The 17,292-nt window shown below is 55.4% G+C and carries 17 protein-coding genes; 9 read left to right on the top strand and 8 right to left on the bottom strand.

All coding sequences use genetic code 11. The annotated features are described in order from the left end of the window. The first annotated feature begins 64 nt into the window (after positions 1-64). A complete protein-coding gene (locus F384_RS13715) occupies positions 65-913 on the top strand; it encodes a helix-turn-helix domain-containing protein (protein WP_046484962.1) in 849 nt (282 codons plus the stop codon). On the opposite strand, the gene arsC is transcribed toward F384_RS13715, so the two are convergent. Both arsC and bepA read right to left on the bottom strand, forming a co-directional pair. Further along, the gene (gene arsC, locus F384_RS13710; RefSeq protein WP_046484959.1) at positions 910-1,269 is read right to left on the bottom strand and encodes an arsenate reductase (glutaredoxin); all 360 of its coding nucleotides are present in this window, start codon (positions 1,267-1,269) and stop codon (positions 910-912) included. The two genes, F384_RS13715 and arsC, sit on opposite strands and share 4 nt — an antisense overlap. A gap of 12 nt (positions 1,270-1,281) precedes the next feature. Continuing rightward, a complete protein-coding gene (bepA, locus tag F384_RS13705; protein WP_046484956.1) occupies positions 1,282-2,745 on the bottom strand; it encodes a beta-barrel assembly-enhancing protease in 1,464 nt (487 codons plus the stop codon). Between the two features lie 222 nt (positions 2,746-2,967). Here bepA and F384_RS13700 point away from each other — a divergent pair, with 222 nt between their 5' ends. Then, positions 2,968-4,032: an AI-2E family transporter gene (locus tag F384_RS13700; RefSeq protein ID WP_046484953.1), complete on the top strand. Its 1,065-nt coding sequence runs from the start codon at positions 2,968-2,970 to the stop codon at positions 4,030-4,032. Positions 4,033-4,153: 121 nt separating this feature from the next. On the opposite strand, the gene bcp is transcribed toward F384_RS13700, so the two are convergent. Both bcp and F384_RS13690 read right to left on the bottom strand, forming a co-directional pair. Continuing rightward, complete coding sequence (bcp, locus tag F384_RS13695) at positions 4,154-4,624, bottom strand: thioredoxin-dependent thiol peroxidase (protein ID WP_046484951.1); 471 nt, start codon at positions 4,622-4,624, stop codon at positions 4,154-4,156. Then, entirely contained in the window at positions 4,624-5,196 is a 573-nt protein-coding gene (locus F384_RS13690; RefSeq protein WP_046484948.1) for a glycine cleavage system transcriptional repressor, read from the bottom strand. The genes bcp and F384_RS13690 overlap by 1 nt, the downstream gene beginning before the upstream one ends. A gap of 145 nt (positions 5,197-5,341) precedes the next feature. Here F384_RS13690 and dapA point away from each other — a divergent pair, with 145 nt between their 5' ends. The 6 genes from dapA (at position 5,342) to ypfH (ending at position 11,885) form a co-directional block, all read left to right on the top strand. Then, positions 5,342-6,220, top strand: a complete 879-nt coding sequence (gene dapA, locus F384_RS13685; RefSeq protein ID WP_042999861.1) for a 4-hydroxy-tetrahydrodipicolinate synthase — start codon at positions 5,342-5,344, stop codon at positions 6,218-6,220. 16 nt (positions 6,221-6,236) lie between these two features. Further along, positions 6,237-7,271: an outer membrane protein assembly factor BamC gene (bamC, locus tag F384_RS13680; RefSeq protein WP_046484946.1), complete on the top strand. Its 1,035-nt coding sequence runs from the start codon at positions 6,237-6,239 to the stop codon at positions 7,269-7,271. 112 nt (positions 7,272-7,383) lie between these two features. Continuing rightward, positions 7,384-8,097, top strand: coding sequence for a phosphoribosylaminoimidazolesuccinocarboxamide synthase (gene purC / locus F384_RS13675; RefSeq protein WP_046484943.1), 714 nt, complete (start codon positions 7,384-7,386; stop codon positions 8,095-8,097). A gap of 125 nt (positions 8,098-8,222) precedes the next feature. Next, on the top strand, positions 8,223-9,089 hold the full coding sequence (locus tag F384_RS13670; RefSeq protein WP_046484940.1) for a neutral zinc metallopeptidase: 867 nt from the start codon (positions 8,223-8,225) through the stop codon (positions 9,087-9,089). A 14-nt stretch (positions 9,090-9,103) separates the two neighbouring features. Beyond that, entirely contained in the window at positions 9,104-11,113 is a 2,010-nt protein-coding gene (locus F384_RS13665; protein WP_046484939.1) for a tRNA(Met) cytidine acetyltransferase TmcA, read from the top strand. 73 nt (positions 11,114-11,186) lie between these two features. Beyond that, positions 11,187-11,885 carry an esterase gene (ypfH, locus tag F384_RS13660; RefSeq protein ID WP_046484935.1) on the top strand — a complete coding sequence of 233 codons (699 nt, stop codon included), beginning with the start codon at positions 11,187-11,189 and terminating at the stop codon, positions 11,883-11,885. Positions 11,886-11,922: 37 nt separating this feature from the next. Here ypfH and F384_RS13655 read toward each other — a convergent pair whose 3' ends face one another. From F384_RS13655 to F384_RS13645, 3 genes are read right to left on the bottom strand one after another with little or no spacing between them, the layout of a single operon-like run. Next, entirely contained in the window at positions 11,923-12,120 is a 198-nt protein-coding gene (locus F384_RS13655; RefSeq protein ID WP_046484933.1) for a YpfN family protein, read from the bottom strand. A gap of 26 nt (positions 12,121-12,146) precedes the next feature. After that, complete coding sequence (dapE, locus tag F384_RS13650; RefSeq protein ID WP_046484932.1) at positions 12,147-13,274, bottom strand: succinyl-diaminopimelate desuccinylase; 1,128 nt, start codon at positions 13,272-13,274, stop codon at positions 12,147-12,149. A 3-nt stretch (positions 13,275-13,277) separates the two neighbouring features. After that, positions 13,278-13,634: an ArsC family reductase gene (locus F384_RS13645; protein ID WP_046484930.1), complete on the bottom strand. Its 357-nt coding sequence runs from the start codon at positions 13,632-13,634 to the stop codon at positions 13,278-13,280. 389 nt (positions 13,635-14,023) lie between these two features. Here F384_RS13645 and ypfM point away from each other — a divergent pair, with 389 nt between their 5' ends. Next, positions 14,024-14,083 (top strand): protein YpfM, encoded by a 60-nt coding sequence (gene ypfM / locus F384_RS29920; protein ID WP_001386977.1) that lies wholly within the window; start codon positions 14,024-14,026, stop codon positions 14,081-14,083. Positions 14,084-14,175: 92 nt separating this feature from the next. Here ypfM and acrD read toward each other — a convergent pair whose 3' ends face one another. Then, complete coding sequence (gene acrD / locus F384_RS13640; RefSeq protein WP_046484927.1) at positions 14,176-17,289, bottom strand: multidrug efflux RND transporter permease AcrD; 3,114 nt, start codon at positions 17,287-17,289, stop codon at positions 14,176-14,178. Between the last annotated feature and the right edge of the window lie 3 nt (positions 17,290-17,292).

The raw sequence follows: 17,292 nt of genomic DNA, 5'->3' as shown, positions 1-17,292 counted from the left end.
ATGTGTTCGCTGGATGAGTATAAATCTCATATGATTAGTTATCTTTGCGAAAAAGGATTTGGCGATGGAAATAAAACTGCATGCCAATGCCACCACCACACCGCGCATCCGACGCTACCTGCAACAGTCGGATAAAAGCGACAGAGCGCTGGCCGCTGAGCTGGGGATTTCCGTCACTACGGTCAGGCGCTGGCGCCAGCGTGAGCAAACTGCCGATCGGCAAACTACGCCGAAAGTGATACACAAAGCGATGAGACAAGAGCAGATTGCACTGATTAACGGGCTGCGGGATGCGACTGGCGCGCCGTTAGATGAGCTTCTGCTATTGGTCAATGAGGGGCTGGGGATTCACGTCTCCCGCGCGACGCTAAATCGTTATCTTAAACCTGCAAGGGCGATGCGACAGGGGGCGAGCCTGCAAGGGAAAAAAGCGCTGAAAGCCGGGCTGTTCCCCTATTTGCTTGAGGTGCATCATCTCCCGCTGTCACTGCATATGGAGGATGGCGGGGAGCATCACCTGCTCTGGGCTCGCGAACCGGTGAGCGGCTGGTGCTATGCGCGATTGTATGCGGGGATTTCGTCGCATCTGGTCATGAATTGGCTCGACGCGCTGCTGGCAGCCTGTCCTGCTGATATACAATCTATTGAGACTTTTATTATTGACGCTAACCGTGTTGGGCTGGAACAGAGGCTGAAGGCGCGCGGTATGACGCACAAAATTAACCGGAATGTGCAGAATGCGCTCCAGGTCAATCTTCCGCTGGTGACGATCGTTCCGCGGGTAGCGGACGTATCAGCCAGTCAACTGCTGACAGAGATTTGCGAAAGTTATAATACCGGTAAGGCGCAAAAAAAATTGGGGGAGATGACGCCGCAGGCTTTTCTGGAAGCACTACGGCGTAATGATGATTAGCCGATAATGTCCAGCACCTGCTCCGGCGGACGGCCAATGCGCGCCTGGCCGTTCGCAACGACAATGGGGCGCTCCATCAGTTTCGGGTTTTCCACCATTGCCTGAATCAGTTTTTCTTCACTCAGGCTGCTGTCTGCCAGGTTGAGCGATGCGTAGAGATCTTCTTTCCTGCGCATTAACTCCCGGGCGCTTTCCATGCCCAGCATCTTCAACAGTTGACGCAGCGTTGCGGCATCTGCGGGCGTCTCCAGGTAAAGCACCACTTCCGGTTCCACCCCGTGCGATTGCAGCAGATTGAGCGTTTCGCGGCTCTTTGAGCAACGCGGGTTATGGTAGATTTTTACGGCCTTTGACATGGTGAGTCCTTTTTACATTTTCGTGTACGGCTTAAAGCGTTCCTGCAACTGACGCAACTGGTCGATGCGCGCATCGTAACGAGCCTGCTGCTGACTGCCCAGTTTCACCTGCGAACTGGCACTGCTCAGCAGCGAAACGGCCTGATCGAGACGGCCTGCCAGCGCATACCCTTCCGCACGGGCAGCCAGTTCCTGATCGCGGTTATACAGCGCGGCTTCCGCCTGCGCCAGCAGATCCCAGCCGTTGGCGTCGTCTTTGTTATTAAACGTATAGCGGTTGAGGATGGCCGCCGCTTCTTGCGGCTGACCTCCCTGTAGCAGGGCGTTCGCAAGGTTGAGTTGCAGAACCGGGTTGACGCGCAAATCACGCGCTTTTTTCAGTCGGGCAATGGCGTCACTGGTTTTCTTCTGTCCGAGGTCGATATCGGTGGCCAGATCCAGATACCAGGCGTTATTCGGTTCAGCGGACAGCAGTGGTTGCAGCGCTTTGCGAGCGTCGTCGTATTTACTGGCTTCCATCGCCTGCAACGCACGACCATACTGCGCCGCGCGCTGTTGTCGGACATTCCCTTTTGCCCACTCGTCCAGCATGTCGCTGGTCAGTTGGTTGCGCCCGGAGTTATACATTCCCAGCGTTCGCGCTTTCGCCAGGTAAAAATCTTCAGAGGATTGCACGACCACCGGACGCATCTGGTTTGCGCGGTTGCGGGTATCCGAGAGACGGCTTTCCGGCAGGGGGTGAGTCAGCAAAATTTCAGGCGGGCGAGAGGAGTAACGCGCCTGGTCGAGCAGTTTTTCCAGGAAAGTCGGCATCGCCTGCGGATCGAATCCGGAACGTTGCAAAACCTGAATGCCGATACGGTCGGCTTCCTGTTCATTCTGCTGCGTGAAGCTAATCATCCCCTGACGACTTCCCGCCAGCGTACCGGTGAGTGCGGCCATCCCGGCCTGCGGATTGGCCATCGCTAACAGAATGGAGCCTAATGCGCCAACCCAGGTCAGCGGCGCGTTGCGTTTCTGATCTTCCATGGCACGCGCCAGGTGGCGCTGGGTGACGTGTGAGATTTCGTGCGCCATGACGGAGGCAAGCTGGCTTTCATTGTCGGAATAGCGAAACAGGGCAGAGTGCAGCACGACGTTACCGCCAAAAAAAGCAAAGGCGTTAATTTCATCGTTATTGATCAAAAAGAAATGGAAGGGGGTCTTAACCGAATCGGCGTGCGAAACCAGACGCATACCTAAACCATTAATGTACTGAACCAGTAGCGGATCGTTAATCAGCGGCGCGCTGCCGCGCAACTGGCGTACATAATAATCTCCCATCTGCATTTCCTGCCCGATGGAGAGCGTACTGGCCGCCGAGGTTCCCATGTCCGGCAGGTTGTCCGCGGAGTCTGCGAACGCGGGAGCCACCTGACCCAGGGTCAGCGCGGCAATGAGGGTAGCCACAAGGTTTTTCTTAAACTGCCTGAACATAACCTCTGTCCTGTTTTCTTTGAGATAGTCATTTGACCGATGCTGGGCTGTATCGTTCCGTTCAGCCGACACAGGCAGTGTAACGGTGAAATCTGTCGATGAATACCCTGCACAAATGACTTTTCAGTTTCCTGAATCAGCAATAAAAAGCGAAGTCTTTTTTGTGACATTTCGATACAATTCGGGATCGCAATCCCGCTATTGAGGTTCAGGGAAGGTTTTATGCTCGAAATGTTGATGCAATGGTATCGTCGTCGCTTTAGCGACCCCGAGGCGATTGCCTTGCTGGTTATTCTGGTCGCCGGGTTTGGCATTCTTTTCTTTTTTAGCGGATTACTGGCGCCGCTACTGGTCGCCATTGTGCTGGCTTATCTGCTGGAATGGCCAACGGTGCGCCTCGAAGCCATCGGCTGCTCGCGCCGCTGGGCGACGTCTCTCGTGCTGATCGTGTTTGTCGGCATTCTATTGCTCATGGCCTTTGTAGTGATGCCAGTGGCATGGCAACAGGGGATCTTACTGATTCGCGACATGCCCGGCATGCTGAACAAACTGTCGGATTTTGCCGCCACGCTGCCGCGTCGTTATCCGGCCTTAATGGATGCGGGCATCATCGATGCCATGGCGGAAAACTTGCGCACCCGCATGCTGACGATGGGCGACTCGGTGGTGAAATATTCGCTGGCCTCTCTGGTTGGCTTGCTGACTCTGGCCGTCTATCTGGTGCTGGTGCCGCTGATGGTGTTCTTCCTCGTCAAAGACAAAGAACAGATGCTAAACGCCGTGCGTCGCGTGCTGCCGCGTAACCGCGGTCTGGCAGGGCAGGTCTGGAAGGAAATGAACCAGCAAATTACCAACTATATTCGCGGTAAAGTGCTGGAGATGATGGTCGTGGGCGTGGCGACCTGGCTTGGTTTCCTGCTGTTTGGTCTGAACTACTCGCTGCTGTTGGCGGTGCTGGTAGGCTTTTCTGTACTCATTCCCTATATCGGCGCTTTTGTCGTTACCATTCCCGTGGTTGGCGTTGCGCTGTTCCAGTTTGGTCTGGGAACCGAATTCTGGAGTTGTTTCGCTGTCTATTTGATTATCCAGGCGCTGGACGGCAACCTGCTGGTGCCGGTGCTGTTTTCTGAAGCGGTGAATCTGCATCCGCTAGTGATTATCCTGTCGGTGGTTATCTTTGGCGGACTGTGGGGATTTTGGGGCGTTTTCTTCGCCATTCCATTGGCGACCTTAATCAAGGCCGTTGTCCATGCCTGGCCGGATGCGCAGGTTGTTGACGAGTCGTAGCTAAGCTAATGGCGCGAGATAAAAAGCGTGCGTGAAAGGGACGTTTGCACAGGCAGCAGATTACCCGGCCTACAAACTGTAGGCCGGACAGGGCGTTAGCCGTCATCCGGCAGCGCGAAAATTAAGCGTTTTCTTTCAGCCAGTTCAGCACCACATCGTGGTGATTACTGGTTTTGAAGTCATCGAAAACGTGTTCAACCTTGCCGTTCGCGTCAATCAGGAAGCTGATGCGATGGATCCCGTCATAGGTTTTCCCCATAAACGATTTCTCGCCCCAGACGCCAAACTGCTCGCAAACCTGATGATCCTCGTCGGACAGCAGGGTAAAGTTAAGTAGCTCTTTTTCGGCAAAACGGGAAAGCTTTTCAGGTTTGTCTGTACTGATACCCAGCACGTCCACACCTGCTTTTTTTAGCTCATCCATGTTATCTCGCAGGCCACAGGCCTGAACGGTACAGCCTGGCGTCATGGCTTTCGGATAGAAATAGACCAGCACACGCTGTCCCTGGAAGTCGGTCAAATTTACTTGTTCTCCGTCTTGATCCGGCAAGCTAAATTTCGGTGCGATGTCACCGGCTTTCAGTGGATTCATTACTTAACTCCATCTTGTTCATCATGTTGTGAATAATTAACAACGTTAATACTGCCTTGTGCATTGAGTTCTGTACATAGTGCTTTAAAGGCCTGTTCAATATTTGAGGCATCATCCGACGCCGGACTGTGGGCGGTAATCTGGATATATAACTGCGCCGCCTTATCATTTTCAGCAGGTTGCGTGCGCGAAACCAGTTCCGCGATGTTCATTCGATGGCTATCAAACAGGGCTGTAAATCGTTCAATTAAATGTGGCGAATCCGGCACATCGACCTGCACCCATACCGTTGCTGGCATTGGCGGTCGGGGATGCGCCGTCGTACGTTTCATCACAATCAGTAAATCCAGCTCTGCACCTTTCAACGGCAGGGTCGATTCGATCAGGGTGATGGCATTCCAGGTACCCGACAGCAGCATGATAAACGTAAACTCATCGCCCAACATGGCCAGGCGACTGTCTTCGATATTACAGCCGCAACTGCTGACATGGCGGGTGATCGTGTTCACAATTCCCGGGCGATCGGCACCCAGCGCAGTAATAACCAGGTAATGTTGCGATGAAGGTGTCAAACCTGTTCTTCCTTTGAGAGGTGGGGTAATCATAAGGAAAGCATAAAAAAAACCTGCATACAACAATCAGAACGGCTCTCGTCGCTTGCTTTTATTGTCGTACCAAACGTAACATTGAGACACTTGTTTGCACAGAGGATGGCCCATGTTCACGGGAAGTATTGTCGCGCTTGTTACACCGATGGATGAAAAAGGTAATGTCTGCCGGTCAAGCCTGAAAAAACTGATTGATTATCATGTCGCCAGCGGCACCTCGGCGATCGTTTCTGTAGGCACCACCGGTGAGTCTGCCACGCTGAGTCATGATGAACATGGCGACGTGGTAATGATGACGCTGGAGCTGGCTGATGGACGCATCCCGGTGATTGCCGGAACGGGCGCAAACGCGACCGCAGAAGCCATTAGTCTGACGCAGCGTTTCAATGACAGCGGGATTGTCGGCTGTCTGACGGTGACGCCTTACTACAACCGTCCGACTCAGGAAGGTCTGTTCCAGCATTTCAAAGCCATCGCTGAACATACTGACCTGCCGCAAATTCTGTATAATGTGCCATCCCGTACCGGTTGCGATATGCTGCCGGAAACCGTTGGCCGTCTGGCGGAATTAAAAAATATTGTCGCAATTAAAGAGGCGACAGGGAACTTAAGTCGGGTTCACCAGATCAAAGAGCTGGTTTCAGATGATTTTCTGCTGCTCAGCGGTGATGACGCAACTGCGATGGACTTTATGCAGCTTGGCGGTCATGGCGTGATCTCCGTAACGTCTAACGTTGCGGCGCGTGATATGGCGGAAATGTGCAAACTGGCGGCGGAAGGGCGTTTTGCCGAGGCGCGTACCATTAATCAGCGTCTGATGCCGTTACATAACAAACTGTTTGTCGAACCCAACCCTATCCCGGTGAAATGGGCATGTAAGGCGTTGGGCCTTGTGGCGACCGATACGCTGCGCTTGCCGATGACACCGATCACAGACAATGGTCGTGAAATTGTCAAAGCGGCGCTCAAGCATGCCGGTTTGCTGTAAAGTTTAGGGAGATTTGATGGCTTACTCAGTACAAAAGTCGCGCCTGGCCAGGGTTGCGGGTGTATCGCTTGTTTTGCTGCTCGCGGCCTGTAGTTCTGACTCGCGCTACAAGCGCCAGGTGAGTGGTGATGAATCCTATCTGGAAGCCGCACCGCTTGCTGAACTTCATGCGCCTGCCGGTATGATTCTGCCGGTGACCACGAGCGACTACAACATTCCGGTTACCAACGGCAGTGGTGCCGTAGGGAAAGCGCTGGATATCCGTCCGCCGGCACAGCCGCTGGCGCTGGTTTCCGGTGCCCGGACCCAGTTTGCGGGTGATACCGCAACGCTGCTGGTGGAAAACGGGCGTGGAAATACGCTGTGGCCGCAGGTGGTCAGCGTGATTCAGTCTAAAAACTACACGATTGAAAAACGTGATGATGCCAGCCAGACGCTGACGACCGGTTGGATTGACTGGAATCGTCTGGACGAAGACGAGCAGTATCGTGGCCGTTATCAAATCTCGGTTAAACCGCAGGGCTATCAGCAGGCGTTGATGGTGAAACTGGTGAACCTGGAGCAGGCTGGTAAGCCTGTTGCGGACGCCGCTTCACTGCAGCGTTACAGCACTGAGATGATGAACGTGATTTCTGCGGGGCTTGATAAGACCGCGACTGACGCCGCGAATGCCGCACAGAACCGTTCTGCAGCCACAATGGACGTGCAGAGCGCCGCCGATGACACCGGTTTACCGATGCTGGTGGTGCGTGGTCCGTTCAACGTCGTCTGGCAGCGCCTCCCGGCAGTTCTGGAGAAAGTCGGTATGAAAGTGACCGACAGCACCCGTTCACAGGGAAGCCTGGCCGTCACCTACAAACCGTTGTCCGACAGCGGCTGGCAGGAACTGGGCGCTCGCGATCCTGGGCTCTCTTCCGGTGACTACAAACTGCAGGTCGGTGATTTAGACAACCGCAGCAGCTTGCAGTTTATCGATCCGAAGGGGCATACCCTGACGCAGAGCCAGAACGACGCGCTGGTTGCTATCTTCCAGGCAGCGTTTAGCAAGTAAAAAAACAGGGCTGGAGAAATCCGGCCCTTTTTATTTCCGTGCTACGCAAACGTGTGCGTGGCATAATATTCCCCGTTTTGAATACAAATGATCACACCCAGGAGTAATGAAGATGCAAAAGCAAGCTGAGTTGTATCGTGGTAAAGCGAAGACCGTATACAGCACGGAAAACCCGGACCTGTTGGTGCTCGAATTCCGCAATGATACGTCAGCAGGGGACGGCGCACGCATTGAGCAGTTTGATCGTAAAGGCATGGTGAATAATAAATTCAACTATTTCATCATGACCAAACTGGCTGAAGCGGGTATCCCGACGCAGATGGAGCGACTGCTCTCCGATACCGAATGTCTGGTGAAAAAGCTGGATATGGTGCCGGTCGAGTGCGTGGTGCGTAACCGTGCGGCAGGCTCTCTGGTTAAACGTCTGGGTATTGAAGAGGGCATCGAACTGAATCCGCCGTTATTCGACCTGTTCCTGAAAAACGATGCAATGCATGACCCGATGGTCAACGATTCCTACTGCGAAACCTTTGGCTGGGTGAGCAAAGAGAATCTGGCGCGAATGAAAGAGCTGACCTATAAAGCGAATGACGTGCTGAAAAAAATGTTCGATGACGCGGGGCTGATCCTCGTCGACTTCAAACTGGAGTTCGGTCTGTACAAAGGCGAAGTGGTTCTCGGTGATGAATTCTCTCCGGACGGCAGCCGTCTGTGGGATAAAGAGACCCTCGAAAAAATGGACAAAGACCGTTTCCGTCAGAGCCTGGGTGGCCTGATTGAAGCCTATGAAAACGTTGCACGTCGTTTGGGTGTGAATCTCGACTAACTCGCCTTTCTGGCCGGGGAACACTCTCCGGCCTGTCCTGCGCACGTCAATCGCGCTTTCCTGTGGTAATCTTGCGCTGAACCGCCTACGATCATCATCATAACGAATATATTGTTGAGGTGAGTATGCGCTGGCAAGGGCGTCGTGAAAGTGACAATGTGGAAGACAGGCGCAACAGCTCGGGTGGTGGCCCTTCTCTGGGCGGGCCGGGGTTTCGCCTGCCGAGTGGTAAAGGCGGGATTATTCTGCTCATCATCGTGCTGGTTGCCGGGTATTACGGCGTCGATTTAACCGGACTGATGACGGGACAACCGGTCTCACAGCAGCAGTCATCGCGTTCCATTAGCCCGAATGAAGACGAAGCGGCAAAATTTACCTCGGTGATTCTGGCGACAACAGAAGACTCCTGGGGTCAACAGTTTGAAAAAATGGGCCGCACCTATCAACCGCCGAAACTCGTGATGTACCGTGGGGCAACGCGCACCGGTTGCGGTACCGGACAATCCATCATGGGACCGTTTTACTGCCCGGCGGATGGCACGGTCTATATCGATCTCTCCTTCTACGATGACATGAAAGAAAAACTGGGCGCGGAGGGTGATTTCGCTCAGGGTTATGTGATTGCTCACGAAGTGGGCCATCACGTCCAGAAACTGCTGGGTATCGAACCGAAAGTGCGTCAGATGCAGCAGAACGCCTCGCAGGCGGAAGTCAACCAACTCTCTGTGCGTATGGAACTGCAGGCGGATTGCTTTGCCGGTGTCTGGGGTAACAGCATGCAGCAGCAGGGCGTTCTTGAGTCTGGCGATCTGGAAGAGGCGCTGAATGCCGCCGAAGCGATTGGCGACGATCGTCTCCAGCAGCAAAGTCAGGGCCGCGTCGTGCCGGACAGCTTCACCCACGGAACGTCAGAACAGCGTTATAGCTGGTTTAAGCGCGGTTTTGATAGCGGCAACCCGGCGCAATGTAATACCTTTGGCAAAGGTTTTTAACTTCTGAGGCAGGGATGTCTGGCTATACCGCGCTGAATGCGTTAACCGCACAAATGACCCGGGAGGGGATTCGCCGCCTGCTGGTGCTGAGCGGCGAAGCGTCCTGGTGTCATGAGCAGGCGCAACACCTGCGTGAGGCGTTGCCCGGTGACTGGCTATGGGTTTCCCCCGATGCGTCCGTCGAACCCTGCTGTACGCCTCAGGCGCTGCAAACGCTTCTGGGGCGCGAATTTCGCCATGCCGTTTTCGACGCTCTGGCGGGGTTTGATGCGGCGGCCCTGGCCGCCTTAAGCGGAACGCTGCGAGCGGGCAGTTGGCTGGTGCTACTCGCACCGCCACTGGCGCGCTGGCATCACTGTCCTGATACAGATTCGCTGCGCTGGAGTGACGGCGCGCAACCTGTTGCGACGCCCCATTTTATCCAGCATATCCGTCGGCTCATTGCGGCGGATGCGCAGACGCTGTGCTGGCAGCAGTCTCAGCCGTTTTGCGTTCCCCATTTTCCTGAACGTCCCCACTGGCAATCCGCAACCGGTGCGCCGCTGCCGGAACAGGCGGCTATTCTGGCGCAGTTGTTACAGATGCCCAAAGGGATCGCCACGGTGACCGCCGCGCGTGGGCGCGGTAAATCGGCGCTGGCAGGGCAGTTGATTTCGCGCATTGAGGGACGCGCCATCGTGACCGCACCGGCAAAAGCGGCAACGGACGTGCTGGCGCAGTTTGCCGGTGACAACTTCAGCTTTATGGCACCCGATGCGCTGCTGAGTGCGGAGGTGCGTGCCGACTGGCTGGTGGTGGACGAAGCCGCGGCGATCCCCGCGCCGCTCCTTCAGCGCCTTGTTTCCCGTTTTCCGCGCACTCTACTGACCACAACGGTACAGGGCTATGAAGGCACCGGACGCGGCTTTTTGCTGAAATTCTGCGCCCGCTTTCCAAAACTACAGCGTTATGAACTCCGGCAACCCGTCCGCTGGGCGCAGGGGTGTCCGCTGGAGAAATGGATCAGTGATGCGCTGGTTTTTGATGATGACCGTTTTGCGACCACGCCGCAGGGCAGCATTACGATTGCCCCTTTCGAGCAGGATGCCTGGCAGACGCGGCCGGAAATGCCCCTGGCGGTCTATCGACTGCTTTCCGGGGCGCATTACCGCACTTCTCCATTGGATCTACGTCGAATGATGGATGCGCCGGGTCAGCATTTTTTCCGCGCCTCTTGTGAGGGGCAAATTGTCGGGGCGCTCTGGCTGGTTGAGGAAGGCGGGCTTGCTCCCGAACTCAGCCAGGCCGTCTGGGCGGGATTTCGGCGACCGCGGGGGAATCTCGTCGCGCAGTCGCTGGCGGCACACGGGGGCGATCCGCTGGCGGCTACCCTGACCGGTCGTCGGATCAGCCGTATTGCCGTCCATCCGGGACGCCAGCGCGAGGGGATTGGACAACAGCTGATCGCGCAGGCTCGTGCGGCAGACTGTGACTACCTTTCCGTTAGCTTTGGCTATACGCCTGAGCTGTGGCGCTTCTGGCAGCGCTGCGGCTTCATCCTGGTGCGCGTAGGGAATCACAAGGAGGCCAGCAGCGGCTGCTATACCGCAATGGCGCTCCTGCCGCTAAACGCGGCGGGAAGACGTCTGGCCGAATATGAGCATCACCGTTTACGTCGCGATGCCGACATCCTTGCGCGATGGAACGGGGAAGCTATCCCGGTTGAACCGTTGAAAACGACTACGCTTAATGGAGATGACTGGCTGACGCTGGCGGGGTTTGCCTTTGCACACAGGCCGTTGCTGACCTCTCTTGGCGGTCTGAGCCGTCTGCTGGCGACCAGCGCGTTGCCGTTACCGGCGCTGCGGGGCAGCCTGCAAGCGCGGCTTAGTGATGCAGAGCTCTGCCTGACGTTGCGCCTTTCCGGGCGCAAAGCACTGCTGAAGCGTCAGCGAGAAGAGGCGGCGCAGGCGTTAGCCGCGCTGGACCCCGAGCGGACCGAACATGACCGCAATCGCATTCTGCAATGGCAATTTTTTCACTAACTCCTTCAATTTTCTGGCATGGTCATTGCGATTGAGCAGCGTAGAATTAACGACATCAGTTAAGGAGACCGCCATGAAACATGACCATTTTGTTGTTCAAAGTCCGACCCAACCTGCTCAACAGCTGTTGTTGCTGTTTCATGGCGTGGGCGATAACCCCGTCGCAATGGGCGAGATCGGTTCGTGGTTTGCCCCGCTCTTCCCGGACGCGCTGGTGGTCAGTATCGGTGGCGTTGAGCCGAGCGGTCCGGCATCCGGGCGTCAGTGGTTTTCAGTGCAAGGGGTGACGGAAGAGAATCGCCAGGCGCGGATTGACGCGATCATGCCGGTGTTTATCGAAACGGTGCGCTACTGGCAAAAACAGAGTGGCGTAGGGGCAAATGCCACGGCGCTGATTGGCTTCTCTCAGGGGGCGATTATGGCGCTGGAGAGCATCAAAGCCGAGCCAGGCCTTGCTTCGCGGGTGATTGCGTTTAACGGACGCTACGCCAGCCTGCCGGAAACCGCGTCGACCGCCACCACTTTCCATCTGATCCACGGTGGTGAAGATCGGGTGATTGAACTATCCCATGCGGTGGCCGCCCAGGACGCGCTGTTAAGCGCGGGCGGGGATGTCACGCTGGATATTGTGGAAGATCTCGGTCACGCGATAGACGATCGCAGCATGCAGTTTGCCCTCGATCATTTGCGTTATACCGTGCCGAAGCACTACTTTGATGAAGCGCTCAGCGGCAGTACGCCAAACGATGATGACGTGATTGAGATGATCTAAAAGACAAGGCCGGATGGGGATCCCTTCCGGCCTTTGGTTATTTCTTCGGTTGGTCTTTCTTCGGCCAATCGTCGTCGTCCCACTTATCGTTAAAGTCACGATGCGGGGGAAGTTCCGGCTTATTGGCGAGGAATTTTTTGTGGTCGACGCGTTTGAGATCCTTGATCACGTTCAGCAACACACCTACCAAAAACACCAACACCAGAATCCACCAATATTTTGCCAGCCAGTCCATGCGCGTTACCTCTTGCAGGAACCTCGTCAGGCGACGAGTTGTTCCATAATACGTTGATACATACGGGCAAGCAGCTGCAGGTCGGCGGCGTTCACGCATTCATTGATTTTATGAATCGTGGCATTCACCGGCCCCAGCTCCACGACCTGCGCCCCCATGCGAGCGATAAACCGTCCATCAGACGTACCGCCCGTAGTCAGCAACTGCGGTTTAATTTCATTATAGTGCTCGATGGCGTTCACGACGGCATCCACCAGCTTCCCGCGATCGGTCAGGAACGGCTGGCCGGAAAGCCACCAGTCAACGGTATAGCGTAGCTGATGTTTTTCGAGCAGCGCGTGCACCCGCGCTTTGATCATCTCGTCGGTCAGTTCGGTACTGAAACGGAAGTTGAACTGCACGAACAGTTCCCCGGGGATGACGTTATTGCTACCGGTGCCAGCCTGGACGTTGGCAATCTGCATGCTGGTGGCCGGGAAAAATTCATTGCCCTGATCCCACTCAATGCTTACCAGCTCATTGAGCATTGGCGCGGCGCGGTGTACCGGGTTATCCGCCAGATGCGGGTAGGCGACGTGTCCCTGAACGCCATGAATGGTCAGGTTGCAGGTTAGCGAGCCGCGACGACCGTTCTTCACGACATCACCAACTACTTCAGTGCTTGAGGGTTCGCCGACCAGGCAGTAATCCAGGCGCTCATTACGCGCCATCAGCGCCTCGACCACCTTGACCGTGCCATTCTTTGCGCTGGCCTCTTCATCCGAGGTTATCAGAAACGCCAGACGGCCTTTGTGGGTCGGGTGCTGAGCGACAAAGCGCTCTGCCGCCACCACCATGGCCGCCAGCGAACCTTTCATATCCGCCGCGCCGCGACCGAATAACATCCCGTCTCGAATGGTTGGCTCGAAAGGCGGGTTGATCCAGCGATCGGCATCGCCTGCAGGCACAACGTCGGTGTGGCCGGCAAACGCCAGCGTTTCACCCTGTCCACGCCATGCCCAAAAATTCTGTGTATCCGCAAAATCCATACGCTCAACGGTAAAACCGATCGCGCGCAGGCGTTCAATCATTAACGCCTGACATCCCGCATCATCCGGGCTCAGGGAAGGGCGGCGAATAAGCTGCTGTGTCAGCTCAATAACCGGGCACGACATAGACTACACCTCGTCAAAAAACTGCTGATAACTGGATTCACTAAAACCCAGCAGCATAGGCTTCCCGGGCGCGCAGAGCAATGGGCGTTTGATGATAGCCGGCATTTCAGTCATTAATGCGGCGGCAGACGCTGCATCGGTGATGTGACTGCGCGTGGCATCATCCAGTTTGCGCCATGTCGTGCCACGGGTGTTGAGAAGCGGCTCCCAACCTAATTCATTGATAAATGAAGTGAGAAGTGCATTGTCCAGGCCATCGACACGGTAATCGTGAAAACGGTAGTCAATGCCACGCGCTTCCAGCCAGCGGCGGGCCTTTTTAATGGTGTCGCAATTTTTAATACCGTAGAGGGTAATCATTTGCATCCTTATTAACGTAAATTGACTATATAGTCATCAATATCGTTACGTCCGATAATACATTTTGTCATTTAATCGTGATCGGTAAATATAACATTGTTGAAGTAATGTGAATAATAATTCCTGAATCCGCCGACATTGACTGCTTAATCCAAATTCGGAATTTCCCCCTTGCAGCCACCTGTTTTTTAATCAAAATTGAAGGAGTACCAGATAACGTATGATTGTGTCGGATTATTGCTGTATGTCACATAAAATTTATGGGTTGCGCGCCATAGTGATGACATTACCCCACACCCCGGAGGATGTAATCACAGCAATTGGTTAATTTGTCTTCACCAGGAGATAATATTTTTGTAGAATGCCCATAATAAAAAGCAGAGGTTGTTATGATTGAACGCGAACTGGGGAACTGGAAAGATTTTATTGAAGTGATGCTTCGCAAATAAATTTCTGGAAGGATGACCAAATAACAGAACATACCGTGTGAGATTCATCACACAGAAAGGGCGACCCGTTGGCAGGTCGCCTTTTTTATCGCTTATTCCTGACGTGGCTTCAGCGGGAAGCGACGACGGACCAGGACAAAGAACAGCGGCACGAAGTAGATTGCCAGCACCGTTGCCGAGATCATCCCGCCCATGACGCCTGTCCCGACGGCGTGTTGACCGCCGGAACCCGCCCCGTTGCTGATGGCCATCGGCAGCACGCCGAAGATAAACGCCAGCGAGGTCATCAGGATCGGCCGTAAGCGCTGCCGACACGCGTGCAGCGTCGCATCCAGCAGATCGTGTCCTTTCTCGTTCATCTCATTGGCAAATTCCACGATCAGAATGGCGTTCTTCGCCGAGAGACCAATGACCGTCAGCAGCCCGACCTGGAAATAAACATCGTTTTCCAGACCGCGCATCCAGGTGGCGAGCAGCGCGCCGATAACCCCCAGCGGCACCACCAGCATGACCGAGAACGGAACCGACCAGCTCTCATACAGCGCAGCCAGACTCAGGAAGACCACCAACAGTGAAATGGCGTACAGGGCCGGAGCCTGCGCCCCGGAGAGCCGCTCCTGGTACGACATGGCGGTCCATTCGAGACCAAATCCGATTGGCAACTGACGCACCAGCGACTCCATCACATCCATCGCCGTCCCGGTACTCACGCCAGGCGCGGCTTCACCGACAATCTCGACGGCGGAATAGCCGTTGTAGCGCTCCAGACGTGGAGAACCGGTCTCCCAGCGTGAGGTGGCGAAAGCGGAGAAAGGCACCATGCCGCCGCTGTTATTGCGCACGTACCACAGGTTGATATCGTCTGGCAGCATGCGGTATTTCGCGGCTGCCTGGACGTAAACCTTCTTCACGCGACCGCGGTCCATAAAGTCGTTGACGTAGCTTGAACCCCAGGCGGTCTGCAAGGTGTCGTTGATATCGTCAATGGATACGCCCAGCGCCTGGGCTTTGCGTTGGTCGACATCAATTTGCAACTGCGGGCTGTCGTCCAGACCGTTGTGGCGCACGCGGGTCAGGGCGCTATCCTGCGACGCCAGACGAATCAACTGGTCGCGTGCGGCCATTAAGGCGTCATGACCGGCACCGGCGTGATCCTGCAGTTCCATATCAAAGCCTGCGGAACTGCCGAGACCGCTGATGGCCGGCGGACTGCTGGCGAACACGCGCGCCTCTTTGATTTTGTTAAAGGCTTTCGTCGCACGTTCGATAATGGCAAACGAGGTGCCAGTGGTGGCGTCACGTTCGCTCCAGTCTTTCAGGCGCACGAACATACGCGCCACGTTCTGACCGTTGCCTCCCGGCCCGGACCCGACTGTCGCAAAGACGGACTGAACGGTATCTTTTTCGTGGGTGGAGTAATATTTCTCGACTTCCTGCACCACTTTTAACGTTTGCTGCTGCGTGGAGCCACTCGGCAACTGAATCGACGTGGTAAACATGCCGCGATCTTCCAGCGGCAGGAACGAGGTCGGCAGACGCAGGAACAGAACCACCATCGCGCCAAGCAGCAGTACATAGATAAGGATCCAGCGCAGGCTGCGATGCAGAATCTTGGCAACGCCTTTTTCGTAGCGTTCGGCATTGCGGTTGAAGGTGCGGTTAAACCAGCCGAAGAAACCGGTTTGCCCGTGATGCTCGCCTTTGTGCAGCGGTTTAAGCAAGGTGGCGCACAGGGCAGGGGTGAGGATCATCGCCACCAGAACGGAAAGCACCATTGCCGCCACAATGGTAATGGAGAACTGACGGTAGATTGCCCCGGTGGTCCCGCCAAAGAAGGCCATCGGTACAAAGACGGCTGACAGCACCATCGCGATACCGACCAGCGCGCCCTGAATTTGCCCCATCGATTTTCGCGTCGCTTCGCGCGGCGTGAGACCTTCCTCACTCATAATGCGCTCGACGTTTTCCACCACCACGATGGCGTCATCCACCAGCAGACCGATCGCCAGTACCATCGCAAACATGGTCAGGGTGTTGATGCTGTAACCGAAGGCATAGAGCACTGAGAAGGTACCCATCAACACCACCGGTACGGCAATGGTGGGGATCAGCGTGGCGCGGAAATTTTGCAGGAACAGATACATCACGAGGAAAACCAGCGCGATCGCTTCCAGCAACGTTTTCACCACGTCTTCAATAGAGGCTTTAACGAAGGAGGTGGTTTCATAGGCCACCTTGTACTCCAGACCGTGCGGGAAATATTGCGCCAGCTCATCCAGGCGCTTAATCACCTGCGTTGCGGTGGACATCTCGTTGGCCCCCGACGCCAGTTTAACCCCCAGCCCGGACGCTGCATTACCATTGAAACGGCTGAGATAGTCGTACTTCTCCGCCCCCATTTCGACGGTGGCGACATCGCCCAGGGTCACTTCTGAACCATCCTGATTGACGCGCAGCGTAATGGCGCGAAACTGTTCCGGCGTTTGCAGCAGCGACTGGGCGTTAATGGTGGCGTTCAGCGCCTGGGTATCAATGGAAGGCGTTCCGCCTAACTGCCCGACGGCTATCTGCGCGTTCTGCGACTCAATGGCGTCAGTGACATCTTTTGCGGTCATCTGGAAACTGTTGAGCTTTGCCGGATCCAGCCAGATGCGCATGGAATATTGCGAGCCGTAGGCATCGATATCGCCGACGCCGTTCACCCGGCTGAGCGGATCCTGAATATTACTGGCGACGTAGTCCGCAATATCCTGCTTATCCATCGAACCGTCGGTCGAGACGAAGGCAATGGTCAGGATGTTAGTATCCCCGGTCTTACGTACCGTTACGCCCTGGTTCTGTACCGCCTGCGGCAGTTTACGCATCGCTGACTGCAACTGGTTCTGAACCTGCTGGACAGCTTCATCCGGATCGGTACCGGCAACGAAGCTCAGCGTCACCGACGCTTGTCCGGTACCGCTGCTTTGCGATGACATGTACATCAGATTATCGAGGCCGGTCATGTTCTGTTCAATGACCTGGGTGACGGTGTTTTCCAGCGTTTGTGCGGAGGCGCCGGGATAGTTCGCCGTGATGCGCACGTTTGGCGGCGCCAGATCCGGATATTGTTCCACCGGCAACGAGAAAATCGCCAGGGTACCTGTCAGACACAACAGGATAGCCAGCACCCAGGCAAATATGGGGCGATCGATAAAGAAATTCGCCATCAG

The organism is Citrobacter amalonaticus Y19, assembly GCF_000981805.1.
Taxonomy (GTDB): domain Bacteria; phylum Pseudomonadota; class Gammaproteobacteria; order Enterobacterales; family Enterobacteriaceae; genus Citrobacter_A; species Citrobacter_A amalonaticus_C.
This window is presented reverse-complemented; position numbering and strand designations above follow the sequence as displayed.

Excerpts from the sequence above, each read along its gene's own strand:
- F384_RS13715 (WP_046484962.1), top strand. The coding sequence starts at position 65 with ATGGAAATAAAACTGCATGCCAATGCCACCACCACACCGCGCATCCGA.
- arsC (WP_046484959.1), bottom strand. The coding sequence starts at position 1,269 with ATGTCAAAGGCCGTAAAAATCTACCATAACCCGCGTTGCTCAAAGAGC.
- bepA (WP_046484956.1), bottom strand. The coding sequence starts at position 2,745 with ATGTTCAGGCAGTTTAAGAAAAACCTTGTGGCTACCCTCATTGCCGCG.
- F384_RS13700 (WP_046484953.1), top strand. The coding sequence starts at position 2,968 with ATGCTCGAAATGTTGATGCAATGGTATCGTCGTCGCTTTAGCGACCCC.
- bcp (WP_046484951.1), bottom strand. The coding sequence starts at position 4,624 with ATGAATCCACTGAAAGCCGGTGACATCGCACCGAAATTTAGCTTGCCG.
- dapA (WP_042999861.1), top strand. The coding sequence starts at position 5,342 with ATGTTCACGGGAAGTATTGTCGCGCTTGTTACACCGATGGATGAAAAA.
- bamC (WP_046484946.1), top strand. The coding sequence starts at position 6,237 with ATGGCTTACTCAGTACAAAAGTCGCGCCTGGCCAGGGTTGCGGGTGTA.
- purC (WP_046484943.1), top strand. The coding sequence starts at position 7,384 with ATGCAAAAGCAAGCTGAGTTGTATCGTGGTAAAGCGAAGACCGTATAC.
- F384_RS13670 (WP_046484940.1), top strand. The coding sequence starts at position 8,223 with ATGCGCTGGCAAGGGCGTCGTGAAAGTGACAATGTGGAAGACAGGCGC.
- F384_RS13665 (WP_046484939.1), top strand. The coding sequence starts at position 9,104 with ATGTCTGGCTATACCGCGCTGAATGCGTTAACCGCACAAATGACCCGG.
- ypfH (WP_046484935.1), top strand. The coding sequence starts at position 11,187 with ATGAAACATGACCATTTTGTTGTTCAAAGTCCGACCCAACCTGCTCAA.
- F384_RS13655 (WP_046484933.1), bottom strand. The coding sequence starts at position 12,120 with ATGGACTGGCTGGCAAAATATTGGTGGATTCTGGTGTTGGTGTTTTTG.
- dapE (WP_046484932.1), bottom strand. The coding sequence starts at position 13,274 with ATGTCGTGCCCGGTTATTGAGCTGACACAGCAGCTTATTCGCCGCCCT.
- F384_RS13645 (WP_046484930.1), bottom strand. The coding sequence starts at position 13,634 with ATGATTACCCTCTACGGTATTAAAAATTGCGACACCATTAAAAAGGCC.
- acrD (WP_046484927.1), bottom strand. The coding sequence starts at position 17,289 with ATGGCGAATTTCTTTATCGATCGCCCCATATTTGCCTGGGTGCTGGCT.